General features: G+C 69.8%; 15 protein-coding genes and 2 pseudogenes. 12 read left to right on the top strand and 5 right to left on the bottom strand.

Going from position 1 to position 22,412, the window contains the following annotated elements; translation table 11 throughout:
- Positions 1-26: 26 nt before the first annotated feature.
- Positions 27-1,439 carry a GNAT family N-acetyltransferase gene (locus ACYVM4_RS00430; RefSeq protein WP_368823369.1) on the top strand — a complete coding sequence of 471 codons (1,413 nt, stop codon included), beginning with the start codon at positions 27-29 and terminating at the stop codon, positions 1,437-1,439.
- A 172-nt stretch (positions 1,440-1,611) separates the two neighbouring features.
- Positions 1,612-3,105 carry a 30S ribosomal protein S1 gene (gene rpsA / locus ACYVM4_RS00425; RefSeq protein ID WP_368823367.1) on the top strand — a complete coding sequence of 498 codons (1,494 nt, stop codon included), beginning with the start codon at positions 1,612-1,614 and terminating at the stop codon, positions 3,103-3,105.
- A gap of 112 nt (positions 3,106-3,217) precedes the next feature.
- Here the strand turns inward: rpsA and ACYVM4_RS00420 are convergent, their stop codons facing one another.
- Entirely contained in the window at positions 3,218-3,937 is a 720-nt protein-coding gene (locus ACYVM4_RS00420) for an IMPACT family protein (RefSeq protein WP_460667303.1), read from the bottom strand.
- A 101-nt stretch (positions 3,938-4,038) separates the two neighbouring features.
- Between ACYVM4_RS00420 and ACYVM4_RS00415 the strand changes: the two are divergent.
- The 3 genes and pseudogenes from ACYVM4_RS00415 (at position 4,039) to ACYVM4_RS00405 (ending at position 6,851) form a co-directional block, all read left to right on the top strand.
- A pseudogene (locus ACYVM4_RS00415) lies at positions 4,039-5,760 on the top strand (alpha-amylase family protein).
- A 43-nt stretch (positions 5,761-5,803) separates the two neighbouring features.
- Positions 5,804-6,421 (top strand): dephospho-CoA kinase, encoded by a 618-nt coding sequence (coaE, locus tag ACYVM4_RS00410; protein ID WP_368823364.1) that lies wholly within the window; start codon positions 5,804-5,806, stop codon positions 6,419-6,421.
- Between the two features lie 160 nt (positions 6,422-6,581).
- Positions 6,582-6,851 carry a hypothetical protein gene (locus ACYVM4_RS00405; RefSeq protein ID WP_368823363.1) on the top strand — a complete coding sequence of 90 codons (270 nt, stop codon included), beginning with the start codon at positions 6,582-6,584 and terminating at the stop codon, positions 6,849-6,851.
- Between the two features lie 410 nt (positions 6,852-7,261).
- Here the strand turns inward: ACYVM4_RS00405 and ACYVM4_RS00400 are convergent, their stop codons facing one another.
- On the bottom strand, positions 7,262-7,909 hold the full coding sequence (locus tag ACYVM4_RS00400; protein ID WP_460667302.1) for a TetR/AcrR family transcriptional regulator: 648 nt from the start codon (positions 7,907-7,909) through the stop codon (positions 7,262-7,264).
- Positions 7,910-7,964: 55 nt separating this feature from the next.
- Here ACYVM4_RS00400 and ACYVM4_RS00395 point away from each other — a divergent pair, with 55 nt between their 5' ends.
- From ACYVM4_RS00395 to ACYVM4_RS00375, 5 genes and pseudogenes are all read left to right on the top strand, one after another.
- Complete coding sequence (locus tag ACYVM4_RS00395; RefSeq protein WP_460667301.1) at positions 7,965-8,633, top strand: GAP family protein; 669 nt, start codon at positions 7,965-7,967, stop codon at positions 8,631-8,633.
- 208 nt (positions 8,634-8,841) lie between these two features.
- Positions 8,842-9,435: pseudogene (locus ACYVM4_RS00390) on the top strand (recombinase family protein).
- 283 nt (positions 9,436-9,718) lie between these two features.
- Entirely contained in the window at positions 9,719-10,939 is a 1,221-nt protein-coding gene (locus tag ACYVM4_RS00385; protein WP_460667300.1) for a heparan-alpha-glucosaminide N-acetyltransferase domain-containing protein, read from the top strand.
- A gap of 389 nt (positions 10,940-11,328) precedes the next feature.
- The gene (locus ACYVM4_RS00380; RefSeq protein ID WP_460667299.1) at positions 11,329-12,627 is read left to right on the top strand and encodes a heparan-alpha-glucosaminide N-acetyltransferase domain-containing protein; all 1,299 of its coding nucleotides are present in this window, start codon (positions 11,329-11,331) and stop codon (positions 12,625-12,627) included.
- A 561-nt stretch (positions 12,628-13,188) separates the two neighbouring features.
- Entirely contained in the window at positions 13,189-14,667 is a 1,479-nt protein-coding gene (locus tag ACYVM4_RS00375; RefSeq protein ID WP_460667298.1) for a glutamine synthetase beta-grasp domain-containing protein, read from the top strand.
- Positions 14,668-14,969: 302 nt separating this feature from the next.
- Here the strand turns inward: ACYVM4_RS00375 and ACYVM4_RS00370 are convergent, their stop codons facing one another.
- Positions 14,970-16,715, bottom strand: a complete 1,746-nt coding sequence (locus ACYVM4_RS00370) for a sensor histidine kinase (protein ID WP_460667297.1) — start codon at positions 16,713-16,715, stop codon at positions 14,970-14,972.
- A 766-nt stretch (positions 16,716-17,481) separates the two neighbouring features.
- On the opposite strand from ACYVM4_RS00370, the gene ACYVM4_RS00365 reads away from it, so the two are divergent.
- Entirely contained in the window at positions 17,482-18,018 is a 537-nt protein-coding gene (locus ACYVM4_RS00365; RefSeq protein ID WP_460667296.1) for a ferritin, read from the top strand.
- Positions 18,019-18,294: 276 nt separating this feature from the next.
- On the opposite strand, the gene ACYVM4_RS00360 is transcribed toward ACYVM4_RS00365, so the two are convergent.
- Positions 18,295-19,446, bottom strand: coding sequence for a helix-turn-helix domain-containing protein (locus ACYVM4_RS00360; RefSeq protein WP_460667295.1), 1,152 nt, complete (start codon positions 19,444-19,446; stop codon positions 18,295-18,297).
- Positions 19,447-19,936: 490 nt separating this feature from the next.
- Here ACYVM4_RS00360 and ACYVM4_RS00355 point away from each other — a divergent pair, with 490 nt between their 5' ends.
- The gene (locus ACYVM4_RS00355) at positions 19,937-20,689 is read left to right on the top strand and encodes a GAF and ANTAR domain-containing protein (RefSeq protein ID WP_460667294.1); all 753 of its coding nucleotides are present in this window, start codon (positions 19,937-19,939) and stop codon (positions 20,687-20,689) included.
- On the opposite strand, the gene ACYVM4_RS00350 is transcribed toward ACYVM4_RS00355, so the two are convergent.
- Positions 20,686-21,522, bottom strand: a complete 837-nt coding sequence (locus ACYVM4_RS00350; protein WP_460667293.1) for an alpha/beta fold hydrolase — start codon at positions 21,520-21,522, stop codon at positions 20,686-20,688. The genes ACYVM4_RS00355 and ACYVM4_RS00350 overlap by 4 nt on opposite strands.
- Positions 21,523-22,412: the final 890 nt, after the last annotated feature.

Raw genomic sequence — 22,412 nt, 5'->3', positions numbered from 1 at the left:
ACCCCACCGCGAACGAGGAACACACCATGGACCCGCAGCACGACGCTCCGACGACACCGTCCACCCCCGGCACCGTGACCGAGTCCTACTCGGCCGGCGGGCACGACTACACCTTCGCGGAGTTCGGCGTGAGCCCCGGGGGCGTCGCGGCCAACCCGGCCGCCGTGGAGTGGGTGCGGGCCATCCGCCAGGGCTTCCACCAGGCGGAGCCGACCGACGAGACCCTCGAGCGCACCCTGTCCTGGATGCACGCCGAGCGGGTGCGGCTGCGGGCGGCGTACCCCCACGCCGTGCCGGAGGCGGCGCTGCCCACCCGGCGGCCCGTGGCGACCTTCACTTCCTGGGAGGGCTCGCTCAACGCGGGCCGCGGCCGGCTGCTGCGCGCCCGGCTGATCTCCGAGGTCACCGTCCGGCCCACGCACAGCCGCCGCGGGCTGCTGCGCCGGCTCATGACGGGGGAGCTGGACCGCGCCCGGCGGGACGGCTACCCCGTGGCGCTGCTGACCGCGACCGAGGCCACCATCTACGGCCGGTTCGGCTTCGGCGCGGCCACGTTCAACCGCGAGGTCACCGTGGACGCCACCACCCGCCTGCAGCTCAAGGCGCCCACCGTGGGCAGCGTGGAGATGGCCGACGGGGAGGCGGTGCGCCAGCTCGCCCCCGTGCTCTTCCAGCGCTTCCACGAGAGCTCGCACGGATCGGTGAGCCGGGTGGCCTACCACTGGCCCGAGTACACGGGGGAGTACGCCATCACCCCGCAGAAGGCGGACCCCGAGGTGCGCTGCGCCGTGCACTACGACGACACGATGCGCCCGGACGGCTACGTGACCTACCGGTTCGAGCCCAACACCTCCTACCCGCTGACCCTCACCGTGATCGACCTGGTGGGCGCCTCCCCGGACGTGTCGATCGCCCTGTGGGAGTTCGTGACCTCCCTGGACCTCGTGGACCAGGTCCGCTTCGGCCGCGCCCCCGTGGAGGACCCGCTGGTGTGGGCGATGGCGGACCGCGCCAAGTACCGCGTCACCGCGGAGTCCGACAAGGTGTGGGTGCGGGTCCTGGACCCCGCCGCCGCGCTGGTGGCGCGCCCCTACACCTTCCGCGGGCGGATCGTGATCTCCCTCGTGGACTCGATGGGCTACGCCGACGGCCTCTGGGCGCTGGACACCACCGGCGGCACGCCCGTGGTCGAGCGGCTGGGCGACCGGCCCCGCACGGCCGACGACGACGCCGGGCGCTCGGTCCCCGCGGTGGAGCTGCCCGACGGGGCCGACGTGGCGATGCGGGTGGACGTGCTCGGGTCCCTGTACCTCGGGGCGGTGAAGGCGAGCACCCTCGCGCAGGCCGGGCTGATCGTGGCCAGGGACGAGGCCGCGCTGCGGGACCTGCAGGACTTCATGGAGACCCCGACCGCCCCGTACGGCGTCACGCAGTTCTGAGCCGCGGCGGCGCGGCGGGTCGCGTGTTGCGCCCCTTTTCCTCCGTCCGTAGACTGACCCGGTGCGTGCTCTGCACGTGCCCTGTCCAGCAATCCTTCGGAACGGCCGCGGTCCGGCCGGACAATCTCCGTTCCGACTGATCACAAACTATCCACATCGGAGCCCCTACTACATGACCACCACCACCCCGCAGGTTGCCGTCAACGACATCGGGTCCGCCGAGGACTTCCTCGCCGCTGTCGACGCGACCATCAAGTACTTCAACGACGGCGACCTCGTCGAGGGCACCGTCGTCAAGGTCGACCGCGACGAGGTCCTTCTCGACATCGGCTACAAGACCGAGGGCGTCATCCCGTCCCGCGAGCTGTCCATCAAGCACGATGTCGACCCGGACGAGGTCGTGACCGTGGGTGATGAGGTCGAGGCTCTGGTCCTCACCAAGGAGGACAAGGAAGGCCGCCTGATCCTGTCCAAGAAGCGGGCTCAGTACGAGCGCGCCTGGGGCGACATCGAGAAGATCAAGGAAGACGACGGTGTCGTCACCGGCACCGTCATCGAGGTCGTCAAGGGTGGTCTCATCCTCGACATCGGCCTCCGCGGCTTCCTCCCGGCCTCCCTCGTCGAGATGCGCCGCGTGCGCGACCTCGCGCCGTACATCGGCCAGCAGATCGAGGCCAAGATCATCGAGCTGGACAAGAACCGCAACAACGTGGTCCTGTCCCGCCGCGCGTGGCTCGAGCAGACCCAGTCCGAGGTCCGCTCCAACTTCCTGCACAAGCTCGAGAAGGGCCAGGTCCGCACGGGCACGGTCTCCTCGATCGTCAACTTCGGTGCCTTCGTGGACCTGGGCGGCGTCGACGGCCTCGTGCACGTCTCCGAGCTGTCCTGGAAGCACATCGACCACCCCTCCGAGGTCGTCGAGGTCGGCCAGGAGGTCACCGTCGAGGTCCTGGACGTCGACATGGACCGCGAGCGCGTCTCCCTGTCGCTGAAGGCGACCCAGGAGGACCCGTGGCAGCTGTTCGCCCGCACCCACGCCCTCGGGCAGGTCGTGCCGGGCAAGGTCACCAAGCTCGTCCCCTTCGGTGCGTTCGTGCGCGTCGAGGACGGCATCGAGGGCCTGGTGCACATCTCCGAGCTGGCCCAGCGCCACGTGGACATGGCCGAGCAGGTCGTCTCCGTGGGCGACGAGCTGTTCGTGAAGGTCATCGACATCGACCTGGACCGCCGCCGCATCTCGCTGTCGCTCAAGCAGGCCAACGAGGGCGTGGACCCGGACTCCACCGAGTTCGACCCGGCCCAGTACGGCATGGCCGCCGAGTACGACGACCAGGGCAACTACAAGTACCCCGAGGGCTTCGATCCCGAGACCAACGAGTGGATCGAGGGCTACGAGACCCAGCGCGCCGCCTGGGAGCAGCAGTACGCCGACGCCCAGTCGCGCTGGGAGGCGCACAAGGAGCAGGTCCGGAAGTCGATCGCCGAGGATGCCGAGGCCGCAGCCGGCGGCACGACGAGCTCCTCGTCCTCCTCTTCCTCGTCGTCCTCCTCCTCGTCCGCGCCGGCCCCGACCAGCTACTCCTCCGAGGCCCCGGCCGCCGACTCCGGCACCCTGGCCTCCGACGAGGCCCTGGCCGCCCTGCGCGAGAAGCTGACCGGAGCCTGATCCGACAGGCACCGCCAGGCCGTTCCGCACGGCACTGACCACGACGGCCCCCGCCCCTCGAAGGGCGGGGGCCGTCGTGCTGCCCGGGGCCGTGAAGCTGCCCGGGCGCGGCTCAGCGCGGGCCCCCGGCGGGCCCGTCGACCCAGTCCGTGCCGACGGGCCGCAGGACCCCGGCGCCGGAGGTCAGCGAGGCCACGCGGGATCGCAGCGCGGCCACGGCGGCGTCGTCGTCGGGCAGGGCGAGGCCCAGCTCCGCGCCGGCCGCCCCGTAGACGGTGTCCAGGACCGTGGTCCCGGCCGAGCGCAGCTCGTTCTCGATCCGGCCCGCGTCCGCGTGGGAAGCGGGGAGCCGGTAGAGCCGCTGCCGCCGGCGCTCCACCAGGGACGCGCCGTCGAGCGCCTGGGACACGGCGTCGGAGTACGCGCGGACCAGCCCGCCGGCGCCGAGCAGGGTGCCGCCGAACCAGCGGACCACCACGGCGCTCACGTCGGAGAGGTCGGTGACGTCCCCTCCTCCCGCGTCCGTGGCGGTGCGGCGCAGCACGAGGGCCTCGAGCATCGGCAGGCCCGCGGTGCCGGCGGGCTCGCCGTCGTCCGAGGAGCGCTGCACGTCCCGGTCGGGCCCCAGGACGAACGCCGAGCAGTGGTGGCGGGCGTCGTGGAAGCCGCGCCGCAGCTCCTCGACCAGGGCCCTGGCCTCGGCCTCCGTGGACGCCCGCCGCAGCACCGCCAGGAAGCGGGAGCGCTTGATCTCCAGCTCGGCCACCGCCTCCGTGCCCGCGGCGAGCGTCGTGTACCGGGTGGCGCGGCTGAGCAGGGGGTCCGGGTCCATGCTCCCCACTCTAGGCCGGGCCCCCGCGCCCTCGACGGGACCGGGGCGGGGTGCTGGACAGGGGAGCAGCCACCACCCGGGGAGCAGACGAGGGAGCAGACATGCGCATCGCCGACACCTCCGACCTCTGGTGGAAGCAGGCGGTCGTGTACTGCGTGGACGTCGAGCGGTTCCTGGACACGGACGGCAACGGCGTCGGCGACATCGCCGGGCTGGCCGAGCGGGTGGACTACCTGGCGGAGCTGGGCGTCACCTGCCTGTGGCTCATGCCGTTCTACCCCACGCCGAACCGGGACGACGGGTACGACATCACCGACTTCTACGGCGTCGACCAGCGTCTGGGGAGCTTCGGCGACCTCGTGGAGCTCGTCCGCACCGCCCAGGACCGCGGTCTGCGGGTCATCGCGGACCTCGTGGTCAACCACAGCTCCGACCAGCACCCGTGGTTCCGGGCCGCCCGCTCGCGCACGGACAGCCCGTACCGCGACTACTACGTGTGGCGGGAGGACGAGCCGCCGGACACGTCCGCGAAAGCCGTGTTCCCCGACTAGGAGGGCGGCATCTGGACCCGGGACGAGGCCACCGGGCACTGGTACCTGCACCGCTTCTACCGCCACCAGCCGGACCTCAACCTCTCCCACCCGAAGGTGCGGGACGAGATCGCGAAGGTCGTCGGGTTCTGGCTGCACCTGGGCCTGGACGGCTTCCGCGTGGACGGGATCCCCCAGCTGCTCGCGCTCGAGCAGGGCGACGACTTCGAGAACCAGGGCGGGTTCACGGACCCGCACGGGTTCCTGCGCTCGCTGCGCAGGTTCGCGAACCGCCGCAACGGCCGGGCCGCCCTGCTGGGCGAGGTCAACCTGCCCTACCAGCAGCAGCTCGAGCTGTTCGGCACGGAGGACGCGGGGGAGCTCACCATGATCTTCGACTTCGTGGCCATGCAGAACCTCTACCTCTCCCTGGCCCGCCAGGACGCCGGGTCGCTGGCCACCGCCCTGAAGAACCGGCCGCGCATCCCGCAGGACGCCCAGTGGGCCAACTTCGTGCGCAACCACGACGAACTCACCCTCGACCAGCTCTCCGCGTCCGAGCGGGAGGAGGTGTTCGCCGCCTTCGGGCCCGAGGAGCGCATGCAGGTCTACGGCCGGGGCCTCACGCGGCGGCTGCCGCCCATGCTGCAGGGCGACCAGCTGCGCATCCGGATGGTCTACTCGCTGCTCTTCTCGCTGCCGGGCACCCTGGTGCTGTACTACGGCGAGGAGATCGGCATGGGCGAGAACCTCGACGCCGAGGGCCGCATGGCCGTGCGCACGCCCATGCAGTGGACCCCCGGGCGCAACGGGGGCTTCTCCTCCGCCGACGCCGAGGACCTCTCCGGTCCCGTCGTCGAAGGGGAGTTCGGGCCCGCGAACGTGAACTTGGCCGACGCCAAGCGGGACCCGGACTCCCTGCTGCACTTCGTCACCGGTCTGGCCCGCCGCTACCGGGAGTGCACCGAGCTGGCGTGGGGCCCCGCCGAGGTCCTGGACCAACCGCGCCGGGAGGTCCTGGCCCACCGGTGCTCGTGGGAGGGCTCCGCGGTCGTGGCGCTGCACAACCTCTCCGCGGAGCCCACCACGGTGCCCCGGCGGCTGCCGGACGAGGCGGAGGGCACCGAGCTGCTGGACCTGCTGGGGAACGGGACGTGCACCCTCGACGCCGACTCCTCGGCGGGGCTGGCCCTGGAGGGCTACGGGTACCGCTGGCTGCGGGTGCAGCGGGCGCACGGGCCCGGCACGCTGCCGGACGTCATGACCACCGTGGCCGGCGCCGGGGAGTCCTGAGCGCCCGGCGGGGCCCGGCCGGGCCGGCCGATAGCATGGTCCCATGCTGACCATCGGCCTCACCGGCGGGATCGCCTCGGGCAAGTCCACGGTCTCCCGGCGGCTCATGGAGCTCGGGGCCACCGTGATCGACGCCGACGCGATCGCGCGGGCCCTGCAGGAACCGGGCCGGCCGGGCCTCGAGGGGATCGTCGAGGAGTTCGGCCCCTCCGTGCTGACCCCGGACGGGCGCCTGGACCGGGCCGCGCTCGGCACCCGCGTGTTCGCTGACCCGGACGCGCGCTCGAAGCTCAACGCGATCATCCACCCCCTCGTCCGCGCGGAGGCGGAACGGCTCGCGGCCGCGGCGGGGGAGGACGCCGTCCTGGTCGAGGACATCCCGCTCCTCGTGGAGACCGGCCAGCACGGGCGCTTCGACCTCGTCCTCACCGTCCAGGCCCCGGCGCAGGAGCGCGTGCGGCGGATGGTCGAGGACCGCGGCATGACGGAGGCGGACGCCCGCGCCCGGATCGCCGCCCAGGCCACGGACGAGGACCGGGCGGCCGTCTCCAGCACCGTGCTGGTCAACGACGGCTCCGTGCACCGGCTGCTCGACCGCGTGGACGCGTGGTGGGAGTGGCACGTGGAGCCGCGCCTGCCGTCGCCGTCGCCGGAGGGCTGAGGCGCCGCCCGGAGAGCATCCGGCACCGGCACCGGACGCCGCGTCGCGGGCTCCCCCGACCGGCCGCGGGCGGCGACGTCACCGGCCGGTGGGCTCGGTCCGTGCCGACGCCCGAGCGCTAGACTGGTGAGCACCATCACAGCGGGCAACGGGGGACGTCATGGTGAGGAACAGGCAGAACACCAACCGGGACGGCGAGCAGCACCACCGCATCCTCGACCGGCTCAACGCCATCGCGATGCGCGTCTACGGGCCGGGGGACCGCCTGGCGCAGGCGCAGGAGGGCGAGCGCATGAGCGAGGCCGCGGAGACGTGGTACCAGGAGGTCCAGGAGCACTTCTACGTGGAGAAGGACGAGCACGGCAACGAGTATCTCTACCACCGTGACGACTCCGGCGAGGGCACGAACACCGGCAGCTCGCGCAACTGACATTCGCACAGCAGGACGGGGAGCCTCCTCGAGGCTCCCCGTCCTTCCATGTGCGGTCGCGGGACGGAGGGGCATGGTGGTGCGGCTCTCCGGAACTTTGGGGGGTCATCCCGACCCGCACGGGTGTTGAGCAGCGGCGTCAGCGGCGTCGGGGCGTACCAGGGCAATCGGGTGTGAGCCTGCCGGCTTCGGCAGCTCATCGGCGATGGCGCACGAGCTGGCTGTCAGCCGGCGATCGACAGGGCCGCGGGAGGAATCCACGGTGGAGCCGTTCGTCGATCAGGCCGGTCGGGTCGGTCCTGAACGTCATGGCCAGCACCGGTCGAATCCATGAGGGCGCGGTGATCCTGCGCTCAAGACGGGGTGGAGTGTCAGCAACAGAAGGTGCCGCAGACTCGAGGTCTCCGCGTTCACCGCCTGCGCGAGTCCGGCGGCGTCCGCACGGTGAAGTGATGCAACTCGTCAGGACGGAGCAGGGCCGCGGCAAGGGTCTCGGACAGGTGACGGTGAGCGGCGTTCGCGGTCAGCCGCCCCAACCGCACGCTGTCGGCCGCACCGACCATCAGCCAGGTCAGCATCGCCAGGAACCACTCCGGGTCCACCTCGACGCGGAAGTACCCGCCCTCCTGTCCTCGCCGGACCAGTCGGCGCAGCTCTTCCTCGGCCTGTGCGGTCTGGGCCAGCAGCGACGCCTCCAAGTGCTCACCCAGTGGCTGCAGCCCGAGCAGGCCGACCACTGGCGCCAAGCGGCCGAGGCCCTCCACCACCCGGGCCAGGGCCTGCGTCGGCGGGCCGTCGTGTGGTGCCGCCTCGTTCACCGCCCGCACGTAGGCCTGCGCTGCCGACTGGCACAGTTCGGCGATCAGCGCGGCGCGGGAGGGGAACCGCCGGAACAGCGTCGCCCTGCTGACGCCCACGGCCCGAGCCAGCTCCTGCATCGACGCCGCCGGCGCCAGTGCCAGGTGTCGCGCGGCGGCGGCAGCGGCAGCATCGACGAAGACCTGGTCGGGAGAGACCGGGCGCCAGGGGGTGGACGGGGAGGCGGGGGCGTTGCTCATTGCCCCATCATATCCGCGTGAGACGTGACCGTCTCATTTGAGGTATCATCGTCGCATGCTGACGACTGGCCTTCTCACCGCGATCGCCGGGCTGGCCGTCCTGGACTCCCTCAATCCGGCGACGATCGCCGGGGTGGCGCTGATCCTGCTGGCCCCGGTGCCGCGCCCGGCGAGCACCGCACTGGCCTACGTGACCGGTGCCTACCTCGTGGTGTTCGCGGCGGGGACGGGGGTGTTCATCGGCAGCGGGGAACTGGGTCAGGTCGTACAGAGTGCTGCCGTGTGGGTACGCCGTGGGGCACTGCTGCTGGCCGCCCTCATCCTTTTGATCATCGCTGCTCGACGACTGCGGACCCGCACGCGTCCCGCGGTGGTCCTGCCGCGATGGTTCAGTCCCTGGACTGCAGGACCTCTGGGGGTGCTGGCCACCGGCGCGGACCTGCCCAACGCCTTCCCCTACCTGGTGGCCATCGAACGCCTGAACGCCGCTGAAGTGCCCACCGGTGTCGGCGTCACCGTGCTGGCCCTGTACGCCTTCGTGTACTGCCTGCCGTGCCTCGTGTTGCTCGTCGCGGGCCTGGTCTGGCGCGGACGCATCACGGGCCCGCTGCAGCGGGTGTACGAGCGCCTCGGTGCTGAACGCGTTCAACAACGATCCATCCCCGCCGTCATCGGACTGGTGCTGATTGCGGGCGCCCTGGCCGCCCTGGCGTTCACCTTGTGACCGCCTGAACGGGGCGACCGGGGCGTCCCGTCCATAAAGCCGAAGAGCCAATACGCGAGAGTGCCCTAAGCCATGGGATGCGAGACGTCTCGTCGGGAAAATGTGCGCCCGCATGATTCCGCGGATCTTGGTGTCTTGCATCCTTGTGCTTTATCCATGCCCCTAGAATCGGATACTCAACGTTGGTTGCGAGACAGATGAGGTGGGCATGGGGAAGCTGATCGGGTACGCCAGGGTGTCGACGCGGCAGCAGGAAGCAGACCGTCAAGTGTCTAACCTGCTGGGCGCGGGTGTGCGGAGCGATGACCTCTAAGTGGATCATGGAGTGTCTGGAGGCCGTGCGTCGCGTCCGCAGTTCGACCGTGCGGTGGTTGCGCTCGAGTCGGGGGACACCTTGGTCGTCACCACGTTGGACCGGTTGGGGCGGTCGACGCAGAACATGCTGACCTTCGCCGAGGCGCTGCGGGGCAGAGGTGCCGGGTTGCGGGTGCTCAACCTCGGTGGGGGAGACGTGGACACCGCCACCCCGATGGGCTCGATGGTCTTCACCGTCATGGCTGCTCTGGCGCAGATGGAGCTGGAGATCAAGCGGGAGCGGATCACCAACTCGGTGGCCAAGCGGCGGGCCGCGGGCAAGGACCTGGGCGGGCGCCGTCAGACGTTCACCGACTCCCAGATCCGCAACGCGCTGCGGCTCATTGATGGTGGGGAGCCGGCCACCCAGGTCGCCCGAAACCTCGGGATGTCGAGGGCCACTTTGTACCGGCGGATCCGGGAGCTGCCGGTGCCGACCACCATGTGAGCGATCGGTCGTCAATGACTGGAGTGCCACGGTGGTTTCTCCGTCATCGGGCCGTTGACGTACGGGGACCTGCGCATCGACTGGTGGATCCGTCCGGTGACCGTGGCGTGCTGGGCGGGTGCGGCGGAGATTTTGCTGATGTGCGCGGTGGGGTTCGCAAAATCATATGGAACCTACAGGCTTTCTCAACGGCAGCGACAGGTGCAGCAGAGATCCTGAGCACAGGATGGTCCCGGGGGCTGGGGCCGCACATCCTGGGCCCGCTCCGGAGATCGAGGCAATCATGAGTTGGACATCTAGAACGGAGGGGCCTGTCCTGGCGGGTGCCGTCGGTGGTGCCGGCAGGTACTCGAGGTGGTGGGACGGCATCGACGCGGCTCGCGGGCTGGCGCTGATCGGGCTGTTGGCGGTGCACCTCCTGCCCGCCTCTGACCAGGAGACCCAGGACCTGACCTGGTGGCACCTTGTGGTCTCGGGGGCTCCGGTGGCGCTGTTCGCCCTGCTGGCCGGGGTGGGACTCTCCCTCGACTCCGGGGGGCGGTTCCCGCACCGGGGCAGGTGGCTGGCTGCCGATCGGGTGGGGGTGGCCGTGCAGGCGATCCTCATCGCCGCAGTGGGTCTGGGGATCGGGGCACTGATGCCCGAGAACGCCCCGGCGGACAACATCTTGATCTACTACGCGATTTTCCTCGTGCTGGCGATCCCGTTCCTGCACCTGCCGGCGACGGCGTTGTTCGTCTGCGCGGCACTCATGTGGATCGTGGGCCCGCTGCTGATGCAGGCCATCGCCGACGTCGTGCCCGCAGACACCTTTTCCACCCCCACGTCCGCCGACGGGGTGAGCGCGGCCGCGGGCGCGATCTCTCAGCTGCTGCTCACCGGCAGTCATCCGATCTTGTCGTACATGACCTGTCTGCTGGTCGGGCTGGGCCTGGGGCGGATGCGCCTGCGCGACACGGGGATCCAGGTCCGTGTGCTGGTGGGGGGAGCGGCACTGGTGATCTGCGCCCAGACCGTCTCCGTGGTGTCCGACGCCTTCGGCGGGTACGACCGGCTGCTGAGCACCGGCGGAATGGGCGGGGAAGGGCTGGGGGAGGTGTTGGTGGGGGGCCCGGATGTGTTGCCCGCCGCCACGACGTGGTGGCCGTCGATCATCCCCGCGCCCACCGACACCGCGTGGACGGTCGTTGTCGGCCTGGGCGTGGGACTGCTGGTGCTGGGAAGCTGCCTGCTGGTCACCGACAAGTTCGGGGCGTGGTTGCTGCCGCTGTCGGCGCTGGGCGCGATGGCCCTGAGCCTGTACGCCGCTCACCTGCTGGTGCTGTCCTTCCAGGCCCACTACGACCAGCCCTCCCTGTGGTACCTCCTGCACCTGGTAGTCGCAGCGCTGCTCGCCCGGACCTGGCACCGAGCAGCCCTAGGTCCGGGACCGCTGGAGCGGGTAATCAGCACCAGCGTGGAAACGACCCGCCGCGCTGTGCTGCACCACGCCCACCACAGGTGAACACCAGTCAGGGAAGACCTCCACTACGCCAGGCTTTACACATGGCCGGCTACCGGCCATGAACTGGGGGCGGGCCTGCACCATCTTTCAGATCCGCAACGCGCTGCGGCTGATCGAGGACGGTGACCGCCTACGTCTGTGATGACACGATCACCGGGCTACCCCCGTACACCACCCTGCCCGACTCACCTGCGGGTACGGCACCGAAAGGACTGTCCGAGCGCGGTTCCTACCGCACAGACCGCCCCTATGCACTCCTCACAGGACATGCATAGGAAGCGCATGCCTCAGCCTTATCTGCCTTTGCTCAAGTGAAGAGCGCCGGGGGTGGTGTTCCGGTGCGGCGGGCAGGGGGCCCGCCGGTGCGGCACAAGGGGGCAGAGCTCGTCATGACGGATACTTCCAGGCACCCGTTACATAGCGCCCCGTGGACAGCCACCGGTGCCGGCGCGACCGCCTCCCCGGGGGCGGAACAACCAACGGTCACCGGGGCGAGCAGCGCCGCGGTCGGCCCGCGCCGGCGTCGTCTGATCGGGATCGACGCCGCCCGCGGGGTGGCGTTGATCGGGATGATCGCCATCCACATCCTCCCCTCGTGGGATCCGGTGACGTTCGAGCCCACCGCGCAGTGGACGGTCTTCGCCGGCCGTTCGGCGGCACTGTTCGCGCTGCTGGCCGGGGTGGGCCTGGCCTTCTCCACCGGTGGTCGCACCCGGCACACCGGACGGGCGATGACCGCCGACCGGGTGGGGGTGGTAGTGCGCGCGCTGCTGATCGCGGGCCTGGGCCTGGCGATCAACGAGATCCTCCCGGGCACCACCCTCGAGGAGGTCCCGGCGGTGAACATCCTGGTCTACTACGGGGTGTTCTTCGTGCTGGCGATCCCCTTCCTGTCCCTATCGGCGGGGGCGCTGTTCGCCTGGGCGGGGTTCTTCCTGGTGGCCGGGCCGGTGCTGATGCACCTGCTGCGCGAGGTCCTGCCGGTCATCGAGCGGTACAACCCGACCGTGCTGGACCTGGTGGGCAACCCCGGAGCCAGCGCGGGGCAGTTGTTGCTGACCGGGACTTTCCCGGCGCTGCCGTATCTGGCCTATCTGCTGGCCGGGGTGGCGATCGGGCGGCTGGATCTGGCCGACCTGCAGATCCAGGTGGCCCTGCTGGCCTCGGGGGTGATGCTGGCACTGACCGGGTGGTTGACCTACTGGGTGCTGATCCTCCAGGCCGGGGGCTATGACCAGCTGCTGGCCCGCACCCCGGGCCTGAACGAGGAGCTGATCGACGAGATCATCGCCTTCGGCCCGGACCCCACCCTGCCCACCACCACCTGGTGGTGGCTGGGAATCGCCGGGCCCTACACCAACACCCCACCGGCCCTGCTGCTGGGCCTGGGCTCAGCCATGGCCGTGCTGGGCTGCTGCCTGCTCCTAGCCCGCGCCACGACGCGCTGGCTGCTGCCGCTGTCGGCGATGGGCTCGATGACGCTCACCGTGTACTCCGCCCACCTGCTGGGCCTGTCCGCCGAAGTGCACTACGACCAGCCCCGGTGGTTCCTCATCCACGTCGGGGCCGCGCTGGTCTTCACCCTTCTCTGGCACCAGGCCTTCGGGCAAGGCCCGCTGGAGCGGATCGTCGCCGGGACCGTGCGCGCTATCCGCCGGCTCGCACTGGGCCGGCAACGACCCGCCTGAGCCCTGGCACCGGACCCGCACCGTGCGCGACAGCCGCGCCGGGTTCGTACGATAGGCGGCGGCGCAACTCTCGCCTACCAGACGTATCCGCACGGACACCCCGGCATCACCCGTGCACCGGGCCACACCAACACCGGAAGCGATGGCCACCGGCACCGCTACGAGCACCGCCTCCTCCACCCGCTGGAGGGCCCGCACCGGGGCCTCCACGACCCACCGGTAGCTGCCCCGCCACCGCCCCCGCTTTACATATGGCCAGCTACCGGACACTGCATACGAGGGCGGCGTTGCAGTTGAGGTTAGCGATCTGCGCCAATGGCACACCGTCCTCGCGGTTGCGGGCCTGACGCATGACGTCGTCACGGAACCCTTCGGGATAGGGAGCAGGCACAGCAACATCCTCCCCGGCCGCCCTGTAGGTCAGGTCGGTCAAATTTGGTCACGCCCCGGGTGTCACCGGTTCGACACGCGGCCAGCGCTTCTCGCAGGACCGGTCGCTCTCGGGAGGGCCTCTGCGTCTTGACGCTGGTAGAACGCACGTTGACGCTGGTAGAACGGAGTATGGCCATCGACGCGTTCGAGCCCCACCCGATCGTCCGCCTGCTCGGCAAGCCCTCGGCCGACTTCACCGGCGGGGACCTCGTGCGGGCAACCGAACAGCTGGGGCTGCACCAGGTGAACCTGCGCTATGTTGGCGGTGACGGGCGTCTGAAGACCTTGGCCTTTCCCATTAATTCGCGCGAGCACCTCGTCGAGGTGCTGACGCGGGGCGAGCGTGTGGATGGCTCCAGTGTCTTTGCCGGCACCGATACCGATAACAGCGACGTCTACATTGTTCCGCGTCACCGCACCGCCTTCCTCAACCCCTTCGGGGCGCGGTGCTCGCTGGACGTGTTGTGCGCCTTCTACGATGAGGTCGGCAAGCCGCTGTCCTACGCGCGCGAGCAGGTGGTGCGCCGAGCTGCGGAGGTGCTGACGCAGGAGACCGGTATGACGTTGGAAGCCTCCGGCGAGCTGGAGTACTACCTCCTCGACGAGCCCGAGCGGATCTACCCCGTCGAGGAGGAGCGCGGCTATCAGGAGTCGGGGCCCTTCTCGAAGGGCCAGCGGGTCCGGGAGCAGGTGCTGGGTCACCTCTGCGCCATGGGGGTGGCGTTGAAGTATGCCCACGGCGAGGTCGGCAACATCCTCGAGGACGACCGGCAGCTGGTGCAGCACGAGATCGAGCTCCAACCCGTGCCCTTGGAGCAGGCGGCCGACCACCTCGTCCTGGCGAAGTGGGTGGTGCGCGAGGTTGCCCACGCCCACGGTCTCGAGGCGACCTTCGCCCCGTTGGTGAGCGGCAAGGGCGCAGGAAACGGCCTGCACATCCACAGCCGGCTGGTGCGCCACGGTGTGAGCACCATCGTCGGCCAGGAGGGGCTCAACGACACCGGGCGTCGGCTGATCGCGGGCTACCTCTCGGCGGCCAGGGCGCTGACCGCGTTCGGCAACACGGTCCCCACGTCCTACCTGCGATTCACCGACGGTGACGAATCCCCCGAGGACATCTGCTGGGGTGAGAAGAACCGCACCGGTCTGGTCCGGGTCCCACTGGCCTGGGGCGGGGACGTGCTGGTCGACATGGTCGCCCACGCCAATCCTGGCAACGCCGAGCCCATCCCCGAACCCGCCACGCACCCGCAGACCGTCGAGCTCCGGCTCGGCGACGGCTCGGCCGACGTACACCTGCTCCTGGCCGGAATGGCCGTCGCGGCCAAGCGCGGGCTCAGTGATCCCGGGAGCTTGGAGCTGGCCGAGCGGCTCAGCACCGCCAACCACGATGACTTCCAGCGACTGCCCACCTCCTGCGCGGAGTCGGCCGAGGCGCTGGAGGCCGAGCGCAAGATTTTCGAGGCCGACGGCGTCTTCCCCGGCGCGCTTATCGACGCCGTGCTCGGCGGCTTACGCGACACCGACGACGCCACCCCGGTCGGGGAGCTCGCACAAGACGACAGTATCCGTGAGGAGCTCATTCGCCGCCACTGGCACGTCGGCTGAACGTGGCCAGCTTCCAGGCCGTTGGAACGTGTCGGGAAAGTAGTGATGGGGCCTTGGTGGCCTACCAGGGGCGGAGACGGGTCTGCGGGGCATCAGCCCGATCATCGCCCCGTTGACCATCGCCTCGACGTGGGCGGAGAGCCGTTCGTCGTCGTGGTTGGGACGACGACACTTACAAGCCCTTTCCAGATCCTCTGTGCAGATTGCTTTACATATGGCCGGGTAGAGGTGGAGCTGCAGGCGAGGCGCCCTTCCCTGCCGGGAGGAGCGCTGGGTCTGGTTCTGTACGGCGGTCTTGGGGCCTAGGCCGGCGTTTCGCCGCTGCCGGCGGCGGGCTGCAGAACAGTCCCGTCTGTCTGGGGTGATGGGTGGTGGATGTGTGCGGGGAGGGTCATGGTGAAGACCGTGCCTTGGCCCAGCCGGCTGGTGCAGGTGAGGGTCCCGTGGTGTCCGGTCACGATGTCTTGGGCGATGTTCAGGCCCAGTCCCAGCCCGGGGATGGCTGACATGCGGGCGCCGGGGCTGCGGAAGAACCGGCCGAAGACCTGCTCGGTGTCCTCCGGGGTCATCCCGATGCCCTGGTCGGTGACCTGTACCTGCACGGTGTCCTCGGCCCCGGTGATCCGGACGGTGACGGGTCCCCCGTGAGGGGAGTACTTGATGGCGTTGGAGAGCAGGTTGTCCAGGACCTGGCCGATGCGCATCGGATCGCACTGGACCTCTACTGTGGCCGGGGCCTGGATGCGCAGGTCCACGCCTGTCTCTGTGGCCCGCGGTTCAGCGGCCGAGACGGCTTGGACCACGAGCGGGACGAGGTCGGTGGGCACCGGCTGCAGCCGGCGGGTGCCTCCGGCGGTGCCGAGCAGGTCCTCCACCAGCACCGACAGCTGGTGGGCGTTGCGCTCGATCACCGCCAGCCCGTTCCGGGTGTGCCCGGGCAGGTCCTCGTCCATGGTCAGCAGCTCGGTGTAGCCGCGGATGGAGGTCAGCGGGGTGCGCAGCTCGTGGGAGACCCCAGCCAGGAACTCGTCCTTGGCCTGCAGGGCCGCCACGAGGTCGGTGACGTCGTGGAAGGACAGCACGGTGCCCTCCCGGATCAGCTGCTCATCGGTCATGACCCGGGTCGTGACCGACAGCGCCCGCTGGGCGGGCGGGCGCCCGATGCGGATGAGGGTGTTGGAGAACGATTCCCCGGCCACGGCCCGGGCCGCCGGGCGGTCCCCGGGAGGCATCGGTGTCACACCGTCCTCGCCGAAGAGCAGCAGTTGCGCTTCGGGGGCATCGGTGAGGCCTTCGGGTAATCCGAGCCGGTGGATGGTTTGCTGGCGGCGGTTCATGAGGATGTCGTGGCCGGCGGCGTCGATGGCCAGCACCCCGACGTCGACGGTGTCCAGGATCGTGTCCAGCAAACGTTGCCGGCGTGCGCTGTCGGCCAGCAGGGCCTCGAGCCGGGCGTCCTTGGCCTGCAACAGGGCCTGCTGGGCCTCCAGGGCGGCCTTGTGGGCTTCCATGGACCGGTCCAGGACCTGGACGGTGTAGCCGATGCCCAGCATCATGAACGGGATCAGCACCGGGGCGGTCACCGTGTCGACCGTCAGCGGGGTGCCGGTCACCAGCAGCGGGGCCCACACCATAGCCAGGGTCAGCACGGCCCCCAGGGGCACCGCGGTGCGGGGCATCCGGCCGGAGGCGGCCAACCAGATCACCGGGTACACCGCCAGCATCCCCACCCCGGTCAGCGTGGCGCCCACGGACTCCCGCAACACGGTGATCGGCACGAAGTCCAGCACCGGGATCACCAGGAACGAGGGATAGGGCAGCCGCTCCCACGGCACCAGGACACACAGCAGGCTCAGCAGCGCGGTCAGGGCCATGGCCCCCTGGAACCCAGCCCGGGGCAGGTCGTGGGGATGGAACACCGCGATGCCCACAAGCAGGAAGACCATGGTCGCGGCCAGGGGCAGTTGGCTGAGCACCACGCGCCGGCGCAGGGACAGCTCGTGGAACACCACGGTGTTGAACGTGAGGAGGCTCAGAATGCGGTCCACGGCCAGGCTCTTCCGACGACGGGGGCATCACCCCCGGGGGCGGGATGACACTTGCACAGCGTATCGACACGGTGCGGGGAAACGACCCACCGCTGCCTCTACGTCGCGGAGCAGCAACTCACCCATGGTGCCGAGCGGCGGTCGTGAAACACCTCCACCCCGTAGCCGGGAGACCCCGAATGCGGCCCTGGCAGAGGTGCGCCGACAACGGATCGCCGTGGTTGTCCACGCTGCGGAGGCCACCGGGCGGCCATGCTGGGCCGAATCCGCCGACGGCATCTTGACGGAGATTAAGGAGTCCGGTCACGAACCGGGGCTCCCTTACCAGAGGGTGGGGCACCCCGTCCGGGGTCCGTGATCCCGGGTTACGGAACCCATTGGTGCCGTACCGGCCCATGACATGGGAATCGGAACATCGACTGGTGTGGGCACCAGCCGAGATTTCCACCTGAGCTATGGAAATGACAGTATCTGTCCCGCGTCCAGATGTCTGTCCTGTTCACCCGCGGGCCCTCACTCGGGTGTTCCACAACAGTGCTCGTCTCGCGCCATCCTTCATCGTCCGGGCCATTTGCCACGGTGTTCCCTGTGTCCGCAGCCCATGTTTCTTGGTGGAGGGGCGGACGTGATGCCTCAGCGTGGTGCGGATCACTAGGGTGGGTGCATGGTCAAAATCTTCAAGTCAGGTCACGAGCGGTCGCGGCCGGAAGAGCCGGCGTCCAACCCTCTCGATCCACCCGCGACACCCCGGCTCGAGGAAAAACCGATGGCCCCTGCGACCTTCAACGAGCTGCTCACCCGGCAGGTGGGCCATGAGTTCGCCGCCTCCCACCAGTACATCGCCGTGGCGGTCTGGTTCGACAGCCAGGACCTCCCTCAGCTGGCCCGGCACTTCTACCGGCAGTCGCTGGAAGAGCGCAACCACGCCATGATGATCGTCCAGTACATCCTGGACCGGGACCTGCCCCTGACCATCCCGGGGGTGGGGGAGGTGCGCAACGACTTCGCCGACGTCCGTGAGCCCCTGGCCCTGGCGCTGTCCCAGGAGCAGGAGGTCACCGAGCAGATCAAGACGTTGTTCGCCGCCGCCCGGGCCGAGGGCGACGCGCTGGGGGAGCAGTTCATGCTCTGGTTCCTGAAGGAGCAGGTCGAGGAGGTCGCTTCAATGACGACGCTGGTGAACATCGCCGCCCGGGCGGAGAACCTCTTCGACATCGAGAACTACCTGGCCCGCGAGCACGGCCACGACGGCGGTCACGGCCGGGACTCGGGGATGCCGGAAGCGGCCGGCGGAGCCATCTAACCGGCCAAGACGGCCGTACGGTAGTCAGGCTCCCAATAGACGGACAGGGAGCTCCTGTTGCACTTCCTTGACATAAGGCTTCTTGCAGGCTGAGGCGGATCAAAGTCATGGAGATGATTCCGGCGGTGGAATGACCCTTGACTGTCTTCCATGCGGAGCGGTGTTGCCGTAGGGGTCCCTCGAGCGCCTGTCCCTGAACTGGCTCGTTTGCCAGCTCGGTCTCCGTGTGCGCGCCGGGGTTGCGGCCAGATCCTGGGGCACGGCGGGGATCGCTGCTCAGGATGGGGCGCGATGGGACCGGGCGCGAAGGACGAGTTCGAGTTCGAACCGGGTGCGGGGGTCGTTGAGGTCCTCCCCGAAGATCTCGCGCAACTGGTGGATCCGGTAGCCGACTGTCTGCTCGTGGATCTCCAGCTCCGCGGCCATCGCGGCGCGCTGCCCGTGGTGGGTGAGCCAGGACAGCAGGGTCGCGACCAGCCGTTGCTGCTGGGCGGGCCGCAGTTCCTCCAGCGGGGCCAGCCGTTGGGTGGCGAGGTCCTCGATCACGGTGGGCTCACTGTGCAGCACGAGGGACGCCAGGTGCTCCGACACCCACAAGGGCCCCTGTTCGCCGGTGTCGCCGCCCAGCAGGTCCCGGGCCATGACGGCCAGGCGCAGGGACTCCGGCGCCGCACGCCAGGACCGCCCCGGGCCCACCACCGCGTTGCGCCCGGCGAGCACCCGTGCCAGCTCCTGGCGGGCCGTGGGGGTGGCCGGTTCGGGCACGATCACCACGACCTCACCGGGGCGGGAGGTGAACAGTGCCCGGGTCCCGAGGCGGGAGCGCAGCCCGGCCCGCCGGTCGGGAGGCAGGACCACCACCACCACCCGTTCGGGCAGGATCCAGCCGGCCGTGAGCACGGCTGCGCGCACGGCGGGTTCGTCGAGGTGGCCGCGGATCAGCATCTGCGCCACCGCGTCCAGCAACCGGTCCCGCTCTCCGGCCTGCTCGGACTGTTCCAGGGCGTAGCCCTGGGCGCTGGCCGCGGAGAGCTCCTCGATGTAGGCGAAGACCGATTCGGCCAGCCCGATCAGCACCGAGGCCTCGAACCCGGCGTCCATCGCCACCTTCGACATCGACCGCAGCGTGGTACGGGCCCCGGACCGATAGGCGGCGAACAGGGCGTCCATGGGCCGCCCCTGGTGCACCTCGGCTCGACCCAGGATCTCGTAGACCAGTTGGTCTTCCGGCCGCAGCGCCGGCTGGGCCGTGCCGGCCAAGTCCGAGAAACGGGTCAGGGCGGCATCGATCCCGGCCTGGATCTCCTGGCGCAAAGGACTTTCCAGGGATGCGGCGTAGACCGGAACGTCGCGGTGCACCGCCTCCAGCATCTCCTGGGCGATGGCGGGCACATGCGCGGTGAGCAGCGGGGTCAGGGACGGTGGCAACGCCGTCCACGGCAGATCCCGATCCACAACCGACACCGCGCCCCCTTTTGTCGTGGTCTCGTCACAGTTTCTCAAGTCACCCCGGGAAGTACGCCCGGAAACGCCCCACGACACGCGGCCCGTCACCCTTCAAGAGGGGCAGCGTGGGCTCGTTCTGTTCCGGGCCCTGCGCCAGGGGCGGCGGCCATCACGGCTGGTGGCTCGATCGTGGACAGCGATGTGCGAGCAGCTCAACGTGCTCCGCTTCACATATTGCCGTTAGCAGTCGGCGACCAGGGCGAGTCACTCGCCGCATTACGGGCGTGCGGCGCTCGAGTGATCGCCATTTGCCAGCGGGCGGACTGCTCGAGGCTGCACATGCTGTCCGTCGCTGAACAGCTGCGGAGCGCAGAGAAGGGTCAAAGTCGGTGCCGGGGGAGGATCATGGATGCCAACAGGTCAAGAGGCTGCGCGGGGACCGGCCGTGAGCCCGGGTGTGGGTGGGGTGGAGATGAACGTCGTGGCATCGGATTCGTCGGTGGGGGAGCTGGCTGGCGCTTTTGCCCGCTTGCAGGGGTTGTTGCTGGATGCGGACACTGCCGCCGGTGCGGTGACGGAGCTGGCGGAGGTGGCCCGGGACTTGATTCCGTTGGCGGTCGGGGCCGGGGTGACCCTGATCGATAAGGACGGGGAGCCGACTTCCCTGGCGGCCACCGATCCGGGGGTGGAGGCGGTGGATCGGATGCAGTACGAGGCCGGGGAAGGCCCGTGCCTGACGGCTTGGGACACCGTGAGTTTCCAACGAGTCGAAGACACCTACACCGAGACCCGATGGCCGGACTGGGCCGCGGCCGCGGCGGCCACCGGGGTGCGTTCGGTGCTGAGCACCCCGTTGATCTATCAAGGGCAGGAGATCGGGGCGGTGAAGGTCTACGCCGCCGAGCCGGAGGCGTTCACCGAGCATGAAGAGCACCTGTTGGGCCTGCTGGCGGGGGCGGCTGCGACCCTATCGGGGGCGATCCAGGACTCCCGCACCGCCCACCAGCTCAGCGGGCAGCTCCACGATGCTGTGACCGGGCAGCTCGATGATGCTGTGGCTGGTCGCCCGGAGATCCAGCAGGCCGTGGGCTTGCTGATGGAACGCCACGACTTGGAGGCCGACACCGCTCACGCCCGGCTGCTGGCTGCGGCCCGCCAGCAGCAGCTGCCGGTGCTGGATCTGGCCGTGCGCCTGCTCCACCACGCCGAGGACCCCCGACTCTAGGCTCCGGTTCGCCCTGCGGTGAGGAAAGTGACGACGGCCGGGAAGACCAGGGGCGCGTATTCGGCTTGTGGGTAGTGTCCGGCCCCGGGGACGAGGAGGACCTGGCCGTGGAGCCTGGCGGCGATCAGCGCGGCTTCTGCAGCGGGGTCGGGGAAGTCCGGGTCGTTTTCGCCCATCACCACCAGAGTCGGGGCAGTGACTTCGCCCAGCCGGGCCACGGCGGGGGCGTGGGTGGTGCGGGTGGTCCCGACGAAGGCGGCCCAGTGCCGGGGGCGGCGCAGGCCGGCGTCGATCGCGGCCAGGTGCTCGTCGAATCCCGGCGGTGTGCGTCCGGGGTAAAACTGCGGGAAGTAGTGGCGCCGCACCCCGCGTCCCCAGGGCCGGCGCAGCGCCAGACGGAGCAGCCCCCGTCGCACCGGGGGCGAGGGCACGTCGCGGACGAACGGCCCGATCAGCACCAGACGATCCACCAACTCCGGGTTCCGGGCCGCGGCCCACACCGCCGCTCCGGCTCCCATCGAGTGACCTACCACGCCGGCGGGGCCACTGAGATGGGTGATCAGCGCCAGGATGTCGTGTCCGGTGGCCACATCGTCGTAGCGGCTGAAAGTCGCATCGCTGTCCCCGTGCGCGCGCAGGTCCATCACCGCCACCCGGTATCCGGCCGTCTCCAGGTCGGCGGCCAGGAAGCGGTATACCCGGTGCAAGTCACCCATGCCCGGCACGCACACCACCAAGGGACCTTCGCCGTGGACCTCGAACGCCAGCCGCCCCTCGCCCCGGGGCAGGAACCGGGGCGGGGAACCGCTCGTCGTCTCATCTGTCAGTACCATCACAGATCTCCATCACCACCGTCGTGCCCGTGAACTACTGTCCCTCGCCTCAAGGCCAACAGGATGATTTTCGGGATCATGAAACCTCCCCGAAAGTGGGAATGAACTGCCATGGTCTTCGACTTTCAGGGACGCCAGGACGGGAAGGCCAGCCCGAGCACTGATGAACGCACGCCCGTCCACAGGCTGAGAAGCTCTTGAGCCGGTGTGGCCGGACCTCCCCTTGGGAAGGGAGGCAGCCGGAGGCCCTGTGCTTTACATATGGCCGGTTAGCGGCAGCCCTCCAGCACGACGTCTACTACGTCGGTCTTGGGGAAGAGGGGCGTGCGGGGTTCCAAGGCGGTGGTCGCCCTTGCGGAGGGCGACACGCTGACGATCACCACGCTGGACCGCATGGTCCCCTCGACACCGACCATGCCGGCCCTCGTCGTGGTTTTGCGGGGTAGGGGAGGGGGTTGCGGTGCTGATCTGGGTGGGGAGATAGGGGGCCCCATCCGCCGATGGGGGCGATAATCTTGGCGAGCCTGGCGTCGATGAAATGGGGGCTCGGGCGGGAACGAATCATCAAGGTGGAAGTGGTGTCAATAGTTCGAGTGGGAGGCGACGAGGCCCACTCCGGGGCAGGATCAACGTCAACAACGATCGAAGAGCGCGCGTTGGCGACGGGGTGGTTTCTTGTCATGGTCGGGGTGGCCACGCGGGAAGCACCCGGGCGGTTGGTCCGCGATGGACGCGTTGTGGCTGGGCTCCGCCTCAGGGCTGTGGGGGTCTCCGCGAAGCGGACCGAATGGGTGACCGACCGAGTTCGCAGGCGAGCTACCAGGGGGTTGCCCAGCCGCCTGCCCTACCGTGGGGGTACCTCCTCGGGGAGCTCGCACAGCCGGTGTCCG

Source organism: Kocuria himachalensis (assembly GCF_054784195.1).
The sequence above is the reverse complement of the archived record's forward strand: the minus strand, read 5'-3'. Positions and strand labels throughout refer to the sequence as shown.